This window comes from Roseateles paludis (assembly GCF_039872745.1).
GTDB classification, from domain to species: domain Bacteria; phylum Pseudomonadota; class Gammaproteobacteria; order Burkholderiales; family Burkholderiaceae_C; genus Pelomonas; species Pelomonas paludis.
The window spans coordinates 526,143-538,861 of the sequence record NZ_JBDPZD010000002.1 but is presented as its reverse complement, the minus strand read 5'-3'; the positions used below and the strand labels follow the sequence as shown (position 1 = coordinate 538,861).

Below are 12,719 nucleotides of genomic sequence, written 5' to 3'. Positions count from 1 at the left end.
CCTGCTCAATGAGCCGCAAATTCTTCGGGACCGATGGCATCCGTGGCACGGTGGGCCAGTCGCCCATCACGCCGGACTTCATGCTGCGCCTCGGCCATGCGGTGGGCCGCGTGCTGCGCCGTGACCGCGAACATCCGACGGTGCTGATTGGCAAGGACACGCGCATTTCTGGCTACATGATCGAGTCGGCCCTGGAGGCCGGTTTTGCCTCGGCGGGCGTCAATGTGCTGCTCACCGGCCCGCTGCCCACCCCGGGTGTGGCCTACCTGACCCGCGCGCTGCGGCTGGACCTCGGCGTGGTCATCAGCGCCTCGCACAACGCCTACCCGGACAACGGCATCAAGTTCTTCTCTGACAAGGGTGAGAAGCTGCCCGATGCCTGGGAGCTGGCCGTGGAGCAGGCGCTGGACGAGCCGCCAGCCTGGGTCGATTCCGCCAGCCTGGGCCGCGCCCGCCGGCTGGAAGACGCGCGGGGCCGCTACATCGAGTTCTGCAAGAACTGCTTCGGCTCCGACCTGACGCTGCGCGGGCTCAAGATCGTGGTGGACGCCGCGCACGGCGCGGGCTACCACGTGGCACCGGACGTCTTCCATGAGCTGGGTGCCGAGGTCATCCCCATCGGCTGCAAGCCCGATGGCTACAACATCAACAAGGGCTTCGGCGCCACCGCGCCGGCTGCGCTGGTTGCGGCGGTCAAGGAGCACGGTGCCGACTACGGCGTGGCGCTTGACGGCGATGCCGACCGCCTGCAACTGGTGGACGCAGCCGGCCGCCTCTACAACGGCGATGAACTGCTCTACGTGATGGTGCACGACCGCCTGGGCCAGGGCCTCGCCGTGCCCGGCGCCGTAGGCACCTTGATGACCAATATGGCGGTCGAGCTGGCGCTCAAGTCACGCGGGGTGGATTTCGTCCGCGCCAAGGTGGGCGATCGCTACGTGCTCGAAGAGCTGGCCGCGCGCGGCTGGCAGCTGGGTGGCGAAGGCTCGGGCCACCTGCTGGCCCTCGACAAGCACACCACCGGCGACGGCATCGTCAGCAGCCTGCTGGTGCTGCAGTCGGTCTGCCGCACCGGGCGCAGCATCGCCGAGCAGCTGGACGGCGTCAGCCTCTTCCCGCAGACCCTGATCAATGTGCGCCTGCAGCCCGGGCAGGACTGGAAGACCAACACCGCGCTGTCCGACACCCAGGCTGCGGTGACGGCCGAGCTAGGCGACCGGGGGCGGGTGTTGATCCGCGCCTCCGGCACTGAGCCCTTGGTGCGGGTGATGGTCGAGGCCGCCGAAGCCGAGGTGGCCAAGCGCCAGGCCGAGCGCCTGGCTGCCACGCTTCAATAGGGCTTACTTCTTCGCGGGCAGCAGCACGCGGTCGATCACGTGCACCACGCCATTGCTGGCGGCCAGGTTGGCCTGCTGGACCATGGCGTCTTCCACGGTCACGAAGTCGCCGGCCTTGGCCAGGGCCAGGTTGGCGCCTTGCAGGCTCTTGGCCGGGCCGTTCTTGATAGCCTCGGCCGGCAGTTGGGCGGCCACGACGTGCAGGCTCAGCACGTCCTTGAGCTGGGCCGGGCTGGCGCGCAGGCTGGCCAGCGTGGCGGCGGGCAGGGCCTTGAAGGCCTCGTCGCTGGGCGCAAACACCGTGAACGGGCCCGCACCGCGCAGGGCATCGGCCAGGCCGGCCTGCTGCACCAGGGCGGTGAAGGTGCTGAGCTGGGCTTGGGCGGCGGCGGCCTCCGGGATGGGGGCTGGTGCCGGTGTGGTGGCGCAAGCGGCCAGGATCGACGAGAGGGCCAGCAGGCCAACGGTGGTGCGGCGACGCAGCATGGGAGAGTCTCCTGTGGGCAATGACAGGCGCACTCTAGGCAGGCATCATGACGAAGCCGTGACCACCTCAGTCGGGTTGTCACACGGCTTGTTTGGGGTCACGAGGCTGTCATATTCGATTCATAGGATGCCGGACATCGTCAACCACGACCTCTGTGACAGGCCCCTCATGAAGCTCTTCCCGATCACCTCCCCGATCTCTCAGACCTTCGCTGCGCTGGCGCTGGCCGCCCTCTCGGCAGGCGCGATGGCGCAAGACGTCATCGGCGCGGGCGCCACCTTCCCGGCGCCCATCTATGCCAAGTGGGCCGATGCGTATCACAAGGCCTCTGGCGCGCGCATCAACTACCAATCGGTCGGCTCCGGCGCGGGCATCAAGCAGATCAAGACCAAGACGGTCGACTTCGGCGCCTCCGACATGCCGCTGAAGGACGAGGACCTGGCCAAGGATGGCCTGCTGCAGTTCCCCACCGTGATCGGCGGCGTGGTGCCGGTGGTCAATATCAAGGGCATCCAGCCCGGCCAGATCCGCCTGACCGGCCCCGTGCTGGCCGACATCTACCTGGGCAAGATCACCAAGTGGAACGATGCCGCCATCACGGCGCTCAACCCCGGCGTGCCGCTGCCCGAAGCCGTCATCGCTCCGGTGGCGCGCGCTGATGGTTCCGGCACCACCTTCATCTTCACCAACTATTTGTCGAAGGTCAGCGAGAGCTGGAAGTCGTCGGTCGGTGAGGGCACCGCCGTCAAGTGGCCGGTGGGCACGGCAGGCAAGGGCAATGAGGGCGTGGCCGCCTTCGTGCAGCGCCTGCCCAACTCGATCGGCTATGTCGAGTACGCCTACGTCAAGCAGAACAAGATGACCTATGTGCAGCTCAAGAACCGTGACGGCGCCTGGGTCCAGCCCAGCGACGATGCCTTCAAGGCCGCTGCTGCCGGTGCTGATTGGAACAAGACCTTCTACCAAATCACCACCGACCAGCCCGGCAAGGACGCCTGGCCGCTGACCAACCCGACCTACATCCTGATGTACAAGGTTCAGGACAAGCCGCTGAATGCCAGCGCTGCGCTCAAGTTCTTCGAGTGGGCCTACAACAGCGGCGACAAGATGGCCGACGAACTGGACTACGTGCCCCTGCCCGCTGCCGTGAAGGAACTGGTGCGCAAGCAGTGGGCCGCGCAGATCAAGGACGCGGCCGGAAAGCCCGTCGCGTTCAAGTAAATCCTTCATCTCCCCGGGAGCCGCTGTGGCCGCCATCCTTCCTGCCGACGACAGCCCGTTTCACCAACTGGGTGAGCAGCGCGGCAACCAGCGTGTAGAGCCGGCGGCCCCCCCGCCCCCCCGCCGCCGCAACTGGCCCTGGGCCGACGCCGTGTTTGCCGCCCTGGCGCAGGGCGCCGCCTGGCTGACCCTGGCGCTGATGGCGGGCATCATCGGCTCGCTGGTGATGGGCGCGTCGCCGGCCATCCAGGCCTATGGCCTGTCCTTCCTCTGGTCGGCCGAATGGGACCCGGTGCAGGAGAAGTTTGGTGGCCTGGTGATGATCTACGGCACCCTGGCCAGCTCGCTGATCGCGCTGCTGATCGCGGTGCCGGTGAGCTTCGGGATTGCGATGTTCCTGACCGAGCTGTCGCCGAACTGGCTGCGCCGGCCGCTGGGCATCGCCATCGAGCTGCTGGCCGCTGTGCCCTCCATCGTCTACGGCATGTGGGGCCTGCTCGTCTTCGGGCCCATCCTGGCCACCTATGTGCAGCAGCCGCTGCAGGCCGTGCTCACCGGCGTGCCGGTGCTGGGCGGCCTGGTGTCGGGACCGCCGGTGGGCATCGGCATCCTGTCGGCCGGCATCATCCTGGCCATCATGATCATTCCCTTCATCGCCTCGGTGATGCGGGATGTGTTCGAGGTCACGCCGCCGATGCTCAAAGAGAGCGCCTACGGCCTCGGCGCAACGACCTGGGAGGTTGTCTCCAAGATCGTGCTGCCCTTCACCAAGACCGGCGTGGTCGGCGGGATCATGCTGGGCCTGGGCCGCGCGTTGGGCGAGACCATGGCCGTCACCTTCGTGATCGGCAATATGAACCAGCTGAATTCGCTGTCGGTCTTCGAGGCCGCCAACAGCATCACCTCGGCCCTGGCCAATGAGTTTGCCGAGGCGGGCGAGGGTCTGCACCAGGCCTCGCTGATGTACCTGGGCCTGGTGCTGTTCTTCATCACCTTCGTCGTGCTGAGCCTGTCCAAGCTGATGCTCTCGCGCCTCAAGAAGAGCGAAGGGAGCCGCGCATGAAGACGCTCGACGCCAAGCGCTTAGGCCTGCATGCCAAGCGCAAACGCACCAATGCCATCGCGCTGACGCTCTCGCTCGGGGCCATGGCCTTTGGCGTGTTCTGGTTGCTCTGGATCCTCTTTGAGACCGTGACGCTGGGCATGGGAGGCCTTGGCCTCTCCACGTTCACCGAGATGACGCCGCCGCCGCAGGCCGAGGTGGGTGGCCTGGCCAATGCCATCTTCGGTTCCTTCATGATGGTGAGCCTGGCCACGCTGCTGGGCACGCCCATCGGCATCCTCGCGGGCGTCTACCTAGCCGAGTACGGCGTGGGCACCTGGCTCGGGCGCACGGTGCGCTTCGTCAACGACATCCTGCTCTCGGCGCCGTCCATCGTGGTCGGCCTCTTCATCTACGCAGTGGTGGTGGCGCGCTTCAAGGGCTTCTCGGGCTGGGCCGGTGTGCTGGCGCTGGCGCTGATCGTGATCCCGGTCGTGATCCGCACCACCGAAAACATGCTCAGCCTCGTGCCCAATGCGCTGCGCGAGGCGGCCTATGCGCTGGGCACGCCCAAGTGGAAGGTCATCCTCACCGTCACCCTCAAGGCCGCACGCTCGGGCGTGATCACTGGCATCCTGCTGGCCCTGGCGCGGGTGTCGGGCGAGACGGCGCCGCTGCTCTTCACCGCGCTTTCCAACCAGTTCTGGACCAGCTCGCTCTCCGAGCCCATGGCCAGCCTGCCGGTCACCATCTTCAAGTTTGCGATGAGCCCCTACGAGAACTGGCAGAAGCTGGCCTGGGCGGGGGTCTTCCTCATCACCATCGGCGTGCTGATGCTCAACATCCTGGCCCGCGTGCTCTTCAAGAACAAACACTGATCGCACCCCATGGACGCCAAAATCGAACTCCCCATCGCCGAGCGCGCCAAGCTCTCGGTGCGCAATCTCAACTTCTTCTACGGCAACTTCCATGCCCTGAAGAACATCAACCTTGACATCCCCGAGAAGAAGGTGACCGCCTTCATCGGCCCCTCGGGCTGCGGCAAGAGCACGCTCTTGCGCACGCTCAACCGCATGTTCGAGCTCTACCCCGAGCAGCGGGCCGAAGGCGAAATCCTGCTCGATGGCGAGAACATCCTGTCCAGCAAGGATGATGTCTCCCTGATCCGCGCCAAGGTGGGCATGGTGTTCCAGAAGCCCACGCCTTTCCCGATGTCGATCTACGACAACATCGCCTTCGGCGTGCGCCTCTTCGAGACCCTGCCGCGCGCCGAGATGGATGAGCGCGTGGAATGGGCGCTCAAGAAGGCCGCGCTCTGGACCGAGGTGAAGGACAAGCTGGGCCAAAGCGGCTCAGGCCTCTCCGGCGGTCAGCAGCAGCGGCTGTGCATTGCGCGCGGCATCGCCATCAAGCCCGAGGTGCTGCTGCTCGACGAGCCTTGCTCGGCGCTGGACCCGATCTCCACCGGCAAGATCGAAGAGCTGATCCACGAGCTCAAGAACGACTACACGGTGGCCATCGTGACCCACAACATGCAGCAGGCCGCGCGCTGCTCGGACTACACGGCCTACATGTACCTCGGCGACTTGATCGAGTTCGGCCCCACGGCCGATCTCTTCATGAAGCCGAAGAAGAAGGACACGGAAGACTACATCACGGGGCGCTTCGGATGACTGACAAACACCTCTCCACTCAGTTTGACGCCGAGCTCAGCGGCATCTCAACGCGCGTGCTCGAAATGGGTGGCCTCGTTGAGGCTCAAGTGGCGCAGGCCGTGCAGGCGCTGGTCACCTTCAGCGGCGAGATGGCCATCGAGGTCGTGCGCACCGAGGAGAAGGTCAACGCCATGGAAGTGGAGATCGACCGCGAGCTCTCCACCATCATTGCCCGCCGCCAGCCCACCGCGCGTGACCTGCGCCTCTTGATCGCCATCTCCAAGACCATCGCCAACCTGGAGCGCGTGGGCGACGAGGCGGCCCGCGTGGCCCGCACCGCGCAGCGCTTGATCGAAGGCGGTGTGCCCACGCGGCTGCGCCTGCCGATGACGGACCTCTCCTTCGAGGCCGACCTGGCCACGGCCCAGCTGCGCAAGGCCCTCGATGCCTTTGCCCGGCTCGATGTGGAGCGCGCCGTCGAGGTGCTCAAGCACGACGACCAGATCGACAAGGAGTTCGAAGGCCTGCTGCGCAAGCTCATCACCTACATGATGGAAGACCCGCGCACCATCTCCTCATCCATCGACCTGGTCTTTGTGGCCAAGGCCATCGAGCGCGTGGGCGACCACGCCAAGAACCTGGCCGAGGTGGTGATCTATGTGGTCAAGGGCACGGACGTGCGCCACAACCCCCCCGAAGCCGTCGAAGTGATGGTGAAGTGAGCTGGGCCCACCCCCTACCGGCTTCGCCGGCCCCCTCAAGGGGGCGCAGCCAGCAGCCCGGCAAAGCCGGATCTGCGGCTGCCGCTGAGTGGATGCGCCAGTGGGCCTTGCCCACATTTGGAGTGATCGAATGAGTTCCGTACTGGTTGTTGAAGACGAATCTGCGATTGCCGAGCTGATTGCCCTGAACCTGCGCCACGCGGGCTTCGAGGTCACGCTGGCGGCCGATGCCGCGCAGGCACAAGCCGCTGTCGATGCGGTGCTGCCCGACCTGGTGTTGCTCGACTGGATGCTGCCCGGTCAATCCGGCGTGGCGCTGGCCCGCCAGTGGCGCTCGGCCGCGCGCACCAAGGAGCTGCCGGTCATCCTGCTGACGGCGCGGGCCGAGGAGAGCGACAAGGTCGCCGGCCTGGATGCCGGGGCTGACGACTACATCACCAAGCCTTTTTCGACCAACGAGCTGCTGGCCCGCATGCGTGCTGTGCTGCGGCGCAAGGCGCCCGAGGCGCTGGACACCGCCGTCACCGTGGGCCCGCTGACGCTCGACCCCGGCACGCGCCGCGTGTCGCGCGAGGGGCAGGAGGTGAAGGTCGGCCCGACCGAGTTCCGCCTGCTGCACTTCTTCATGACCCACCCGGAACGTGTGCACAGCCGTGCCCAGTTGCTCGACCGCGTCTGGGGCGACCACGTCTTCATCGAAGAGCGCACGGTCGACGTGCACATCAAGCGCTTGCGCGAGGCCCTGGAGCCCGTGCAGTGCGCCCGCCTGATCGAGACGGTGCGCGGCGCGGGCTACCGGCTGACCGAGCACGCGGCGGCGCTGTCGGCTTGATGGTTGTTGATTGAGTTGAGGCAGGGCAGTTGAGTCTCTTCGTTGCACGCCTGCTGCTGGCCATCTTGGCCGGCGCGCTCGGGGCCTTTGCTGGCTGGGCCCTGCTGGGCTTGTTGAACATCCCCGGCCTGGCCTTGGGCGTGGCGGCGCTGGTGGCGGCTGGCTTTGTGGTGGCCGTGGACGGCCTGCGCGGCCTGCGCCTCATCCACTGGCTCAAGGGTGACCTGGCGCAGTCGGCACCGCGTGATGCCGGCCTCTGGGGCGAGATCGGCTACCGCGTGGAGCGCGCGCTGCGCGACCGTGACCGCCAGATCGTGCGCGAGCGCGAGCAGCTGGTGCAGTTCCTTTCCGCCATCGAGGCCTCGCCCAATGGCGTGCTGCTGCTGGACTCGCACGAGCAGATCGTCTGGTGCAATCGCATGGCGGCCGATCACTTTGCGCTCGACCCCGTGCGCGACCTGCGCCAGCGCGTGACCAACCTCGTGCGGCTGCCAGCCTTCGTCAGCTTCCTGCAGCGCGGGGCGTATGACGAGGTGCTGCAGCTCAATCCGCTGCGCGGGCCCGGCGCGCTGTCCGTCATCGTGCGCGACTACGCGGATGGCTACCGCCTCGTGCTCACCCAGGATGTCACCGAGCGCGTGCGCTCCGAGGCCATGCGCCGCGACTTCGTGGCCAATGTTTCGCACGAGATCCGCACGCCGCTGACGGTGCTGGCCGGCTTCATCGAGACCATGCAGTCCCTGCCGTTGACGGGCGTGGAACGCGAGCGGGTGCTGCACCTGATGAGCACGCAGACTGGCCGCATGCAAACCCTGGTGGCCGACCTGCTGACCCTGGCCACGCTGGAAGGCAGCCCGCGTCCGGCGTCTGACCGCTGGGTGCAGCTTGATACCTTGATCGCCCGCGCCGCAGCCGACGCGCAAGCCTTGTCCAACGGCCGACACCCGATCCGCTTTGATGCCGCCACCGGTGTGGAGCTGGCCGGTGTGGAGGCCGAGCTGCTGAGCGCCATCGGCAACCTGGCCTCGAATGCAGTGCGCTACACCCCCGACGGTGGCGAGATCGAGCTGCGCTGGCGGCGGCTGGAAGACGGCACCGGCGAGGTCTCGGTGCAGGACCACGGCATTGGCATCGCGCGCGAGCACATCCCGCGGCTGACCGAGCGCTTCTACCGCGTGGACGGCAGCCGCTCGCGCGAGACCGGCGGCACGGGCCTGGGGCTGGCCATCGTCAAGCACGTGATGCAGCGCCATGGCGGCGAGCTCGTGATCGACAGCGAAGTGGGCAAGGGCTCGCGCTTCCGGCTCGTCTTCCCCGCCGCGCGCGTGCGTGAGGGCGGTGACCACAGCCTCGGCGCCGAGGCCATGGTCGCCCAGCTCACGGCCGGCGCAATACGCTGAGCGCCTGGGCGCCCGAGCGGTCGGTCGGACGGCGCACTTCCGCCACCAGCACCCAGCCTGGCGGCATGCTCTGCCCGGCTTGCAGCAAGGCATAGGGGCAGGCAGAGCTCGCCACGTCGCTGCGCGCTTCCATGCGCCAGCCACCCTGAAACTGCAGAGCCGCCAGCGTCGGCAGGCTCAGGCCACGACCAGCCACACAGGGCGCATCGAGCGGCAAATGCGGCCGCACGCTGGCCAGCAGCGGCGTGAGGCTGCGCGCGTAGTCCAGCGGCGGCAGCAGCAGCGTCATCACCAGCAGCCACACGGCCGCCACGCCGCCCGCCGGCAGGGCCAGGCTCTTCCAGATCGCATGGCGGTGCCGCGCGGTGCGCCAGCGCACCAGGGCCAGCCAGGCCAGCGTGCCAGCTGCGCCCAGCAGCAGGGGCAGCAGCTGGAAGCTGGGCTCAAAGCCGGCCGCCAGCTTGCGCACATTGGCCAGCGGCTGCGCCGGCCAGCCGGTGTGCATGGACAGGTAGTAGATCCAGACAAAGAGCACGAAGGCGCTGAAGAACAGCACCGAGAACCAGTCCACGGCCGCCGCAAAGCCGCGCTGCAGCGTGGGCAGCGCAAAAGCCGCCAGCACGGCCAGGGCCGGCAGGGCCAGCAGCAGCGCACGGTCGGCACCATTCATGGCCACACAGGCGCCCAGCGGCACCAGCGCGCACACCAGCGGGATGGTGATGTGCCGACGCAGGCGGTGGCTGCGCCAGCGCCACAGCGCCCACAGTGACATCGGCAGCGCCGGCCAGGTGAACCAGGCGATGAGATTGATCAGGGCCGGCACGTCGGCCATCGGCCGCAGCCGCCAGGCCCAGGCGTCAAACAGCCAGGCGGCCAGCACGGCGGTGGCCATTGATGCGAGCAGCCACACACGCAGGCGCTGCGCGGCCTCGTAGCTGGAGCGGTGCGCGAGCACCAGCCCCAGCGCCCCCAGCCACAGCGCCACGCTCGGGGCGCCGCTGGCGGCCAGCAAGGGCAGGGCGGCAAACACCGCCAGCCGAGACCGCCCGGGCCGGTAGGGCGCCGCCGCCAGGCCGTACAGGTAGCAGCTGGCCGCCAGCAACTGCAGCAGCTCGGGCGTGGTCTCGTGCCCCAGCAGCAACAGGCCCAGCGTGGCGATCATGGCGAGCAGGGCGCCATCGGCCAGTGCCCGTGCGTAGTCCACCAGTTGCGCCTCGCCGCCAAAGGCAAAGGCGATGGGTTGGGCGGCCTCGGTGCGCGCCAGATGGAAGGCCGCATACCAGACCAGCACCAGCACGCCCGCCAGCACCAACGCATACGGCAACCGAGCCGCCACGGCCGCATCCAGCCAGGGCAGCAGCTTGATGGCCAGCGCACCCAGCCAGTAGGGCAGGGGCCCGCCCTCGGCCGGGATGCCGGCAATCGCTGGTTGCCACCAGGGCGCCGAGCCCTTGGCCAGGCTGGCCATGAAGCCAAAGGCGCTGAGGTCGGCATTGCGCCAGGGGTCCCGCCCAAACACGCCCGGCACCACATAGGCGATGCACAGCAACAGCAGCACCAGGCGCGGGAGCCGCTGCGCGCTGCGCTCTGAGACGATGGCGGGGGTGGGGGTGTTCAAGGTGGCGCGATGATGCCGCACAAAGAAGCCAGCGCAAGTTTGCGCGGGCCAAAAGCAAAGGGCAGCCAGAGGCTGCCCTTCGACGCACAAGCGGTCAGGCTTACTTCTTGATGCCGACGCGGAACTTGTTGCGGAACTTCTCGACGCGGCCACCGAGGTTGTCGATGCTCTTTTGCGTGCCCGTGTAGAAGGGGTGCGACTCGCTCGTCGTTTCCAGCTTCACCAGCGGCATGGTCTTGCCGTCGAGCTCGATGGTTTCCTTGGTTTGCAAGGTCGAGCGCGTCACGAACTGGAAGCCGTTGGACAGGTCAACAAAGACCACGTCACGGTAATTGGGGTGAATGCCTTCTTTCATGGGGACCTCTTGGCTAGGTTGGTAGCCACGCCTTGCTTGAAACTGCTGAGCGGCGCACTTACCAGGGGTGTCTGGGCGGAAAACCCGCGATTCTAGCGGACTTCGTGTCGGCTTGGCTATGCCCGCGCACGCATGACGTGCGCGGTCGTTCGACGAGCGTCGGACAGGACGCAGGTCCTGTCCTCGGTCGCGTCTCACCCACCGCGCCGCATCATGTCGAAGAAGTCCAGGTTGTTCTTCGACGCCTTCATCTTGTCGAGGATGAACTCCATCGCCTCGATCTCGTCCATGTTGTAGAGCAGCTTGCGCAGGATCCAGCTCTTTTGCAGGATCTCGGGCTTGAGCAGCAGCTCTTCACGGCGGGTGCCGGACTTGTTGATCAGGATGGACGGGTAGACGCGCTTCTCGGCCATGCGGCGATCCAGGTGGATTTCGCAGTTGCCGGTGCCCTTGAACTCTTCGTAGATGACTTCGTCCATCTTCGAGCCCGTGTCGATCAGGGCCGTGCCGATGATGGTCAGCGAGCCGCCTTCCTCGATGTTGCGCGCCGCGCCGAAGAAGCGCTTGGGGCGCTGCAGGGCGTTGGCGTCCACACCGCCGGTCAGCACCTTGCCGGAGCTGGGCAGCACATTGTTGTAGGCGCGGGCCAGGCGGGTGATCGAGTCCAGCAGGATGATCACGTCCTTCTTGAGCTCGACGAGGCGCTTGGCGCGCTCGATCACCATTTCGGCCACTTGCACGTGGCGGGCGGCGGGCTCGTCAAAGGTCGAGCTGATGACCTCGCCGCGCACGGTGCGGACCATTTCGGTCACTTCTTCGGGACGTTCGTCCACCAGCAGCACGATCAGGTGGCAGTCCGGATGGTTGGCCACCAGCGCATGCGCCAGGCTCTTCATCATCTCGGTCTTGCCGGTCTTGGGCTGCGAGACGATCAGTGCGCGCTGGCCTTTGCCGATCGGGGCCAGCAGGTCAATGATGCGGCCGGTGATGTTCTCTTCGCCCTTGAAGCCTTCGCGCTCCAGCTTGAACTGCTCCTTGGGGAACAGCGGCGTCAGGTTCTCGAACATGATCTTGTTCTTGATCTGTTCGGGCGTCTGGCCGTTGATGCGGTCCACCTTGACCAGCGCAAAGTAGCGCTCGCCATCCTTGGGCACGCGCACTTCGCCTTCGACGAGGTCGCCGGTGTGCAGGTTGAAGCGGCGGATCTGGCTCGGCGACAGGTAGATGTCGTCGGTCGAGGCCATGTAGCTGGCTTCGATGGAGCGCAGGAAGCCGAAGCCGTCGGGCAGCACTTCGAGGACGCCGTCGCCGAAGACCTGTTCGCCCGCCTTGGCGCGCTTTCGCATGATCGCGAACATCAGCTCCTGCTTGCGCAGGCGGGTGACGTTTTCGATCTCCAGGGCCTCGCCCATCTCGATCAGGGCCGAGACGTGGAGCGCTTTGAGTTCAGACAGATGCATGGGGTGGAACCCGTTCAGGGCCGATGCGCGCGCCAACGCGCAGGGGCAAATACTGCGGCGACCTCCCGCTCGGAAACTGCGTCGAGCGGCGCGATGGAAATGGATGCGGGGGGAGGTGTCGCCGAGTCCATGTCTCGTGCCGCGAGAACGTGCGGCCGGACATGTTGGCAGCGCTGCTGCGGCGGGGCCGGCGATGGAGCCGGTCAGGTGCCGCAGCGAGCGTGGGGGAGATTATAGGTTGGCGTCCAGGAAGGCCGTCAATTGGGCCTTGGACAGCGCGCCGACCTTGGTAGCGGCCAGTTGGCCGTCCTTGAAGAGCATCAGCGTCGGGATGCCGCGGATGCCGAACTTGGCCGGCACTTCGCGGTTCTCGTCGACGTTCATCTTGGCGATCTGCAGCTTGTCGCCATAGCCGGCGGCCACTTCGTCCAGGATGGGCGCAATCATCTTGCACGGGCCGCACCATTCGGCCCAATAGTCCACCAGCACCGGCTTGCCGGCCTGGATGACCTCGCTGTCGAACGAGGCGTCGGATACGTGTTTGATCAGTTCACTGGCCATGAGATGGTCCTGCGGGGGGAAGTGAAAAT

The 12,719-nt window shown here is 66.8% G+C and carries 13 protein-coding genes; 8 read left to right on the top strand and 5 right to left on the bottom strand.

Annotation, left to right across the window (positions count from 1 at the left end):
* The first annotated feature begins 8 nt into the window (after positions 1-8).
* On the top strand, positions 9-1,337 hold the full coding sequence (gene glmM, locus ABDJ85_RS08425) for a phosphoglucosamine mutase (RefSeq protein ID WP_347704309.1): 1,329 nt from the start codon (positions 9-11) through the stop codon (positions 1,335-1,337).
* A 3-nt stretch (positions 1,338-1,340) separates the two neighbouring features.
* On the opposite strand, the gene ABDJ85_RS08420 is transcribed toward glmM, so the two are convergent.
* Positions 1,341-1,823 carry a fasciclin domain-containing protein gene (locus ABDJ85_RS08420; RefSeq protein WP_347704308.1) on the bottom strand — a complete coding sequence of 161 codons (483 nt, stop codon included), beginning with the start codon at positions 1,821-1,823 and terminating at the stop codon, positions 1,341-1,343.
* Between the two features lie 169 nt (positions 1,824-1,992).
* Here ABDJ85_RS08420 and pstS point away from each other — a divergent pair, with 169 nt between their 5' ends.
* The 7 genes from pstS (at position 1,993) to phoR (ending at position 8,696) form a co-directional block, all read left to right on the top strand.
* The gene (gene pstS, locus ABDJ85_RS08415) at positions 1,993-3,045 is read left to right on the top strand and encodes a phosphate ABC transporter substrate-binding protein PstS (protein ID WP_347704307.1); all 1,053 of its coding nucleotides are present in this window, start codon (positions 1,993-1,995) and stop codon (positions 3,043-3,045) included.
* A 67-nt stretch (positions 3,046-3,112) separates the two neighbouring features.
* A complete protein-coding gene (gene pstC / locus ABDJ85_RS08410; RefSeq protein ID WP_347704874.1) occupies positions 3,113-4,108 on the top strand; it encodes a phosphate ABC transporter permease PstC in 996 nt (331 codons plus the stop codon).
* The gene (gene pstA, locus ABDJ85_RS08405; RefSeq protein WP_347704306.1) at positions 4,105-4,965 is read left to right on the top strand and encodes a phosphate ABC transporter permease PstA; all 861 of its coding nucleotides are present in this window, start codon (positions 4,105-4,107) and stop codon (positions 4,963-4,965) included. The genes pstC and pstA overlap by 4 nt, the downstream gene beginning before the upstream one ends.
* Before the next feature lie 9 nt (positions 4,966-4,974).
* A complete protein-coding gene (pstB, locus tag ABDJ85_RS08400; RefSeq protein WP_347704305.1) occupies positions 4,975-5,760 on the top strand; it encodes a phosphate ABC transporter ATP-binding protein PstB in 786 nt (261 codons plus the stop codon).
* Complete coding sequence (gene phoU, locus ABDJ85_RS08395; protein ID WP_347704304.1) at positions 5,757-6,464, top strand: phosphate signaling complex protein PhoU; 708 nt, start codon at positions 5,757-5,759, stop codon at positions 6,462-6,464. The genes pstB and phoU overlap by 4 nt, the downstream gene beginning before the upstream one ends.
* Before the next feature lie 130 nt (positions 6,465-6,594).
* The gene (phoB, locus tag ABDJ85_RS08390; RefSeq protein ID WP_347704303.1) at positions 6,595-7,296 is read left to right on the top strand and encodes a phosphate regulon transcriptional regulator PhoB; all 702 of its coding nucleotides are present in this window, start codon (positions 6,595-6,597) and stop codon (positions 7,294-7,296) included.
* A gap of 29 nt (positions 7,297-7,325) precedes the next feature.
* Positions 7,326-8,696, top strand: coding sequence for a phosphate regulon sensor histidine kinase PhoR (phoR, locus tag ABDJ85_RS08385; protein WP_347704302.1), 1,371 nt, complete (start codon positions 7,326-7,328; stop codon positions 8,694-8,696).
* On the opposite strand, the gene ABDJ85_RS08380 is transcribed toward phoR, so the two are convergent.
* The 4 genes from ABDJ85_RS08380 to trxA form a co-directional block, all read right to left on the bottom strand.
* A complete protein-coding gene (locus tag ABDJ85_RS08380) occupies positions 8,674-10,314 on the bottom strand; it encodes a hypothetical protein (RefSeq protein WP_347704301.1) in 1,641 nt (546 codons plus the stop codon). The two genes, phoR and ABDJ85_RS08380, sit on opposite strands and share 23 nt — an antisense overlap.
* Before the next feature lie 100 nt (positions 10,315-10,414).
* Positions 10,415-10,669: a type B 50S ribosomal protein L31 gene (locus ABDJ85_RS08375; protein ID WP_347704300.1), complete on the bottom strand. Its 255-nt coding sequence runs from the start codon at positions 10,667-10,669 to the stop codon at positions 10,415-10,417.
* 194 nt (positions 10,670-10,863) lie between these two features.
* Positions 10,864-12,129, bottom strand: a complete 1,266-nt coding sequence (gene rho / locus ABDJ85_RS08370) for a transcription termination factor Rho (RefSeq protein ID WP_347704299.1) — start codon at positions 12,127-12,129, stop codon at positions 10,864-10,866.
* 231 nt (positions 12,130-12,360) lie between these two features.
* Positions 12,361-12,690 (bottom strand): thioredoxin TrxA, encoded by a 330-nt coding sequence (trxA, locus tag ABDJ85_RS08365; protein WP_347704298.1) that lies wholly within the window; start codon positions 12,688-12,690, stop codon positions 12,361-12,363.
* Positions 12,691-12,719 lie beyond the last annotated feature (29 nt).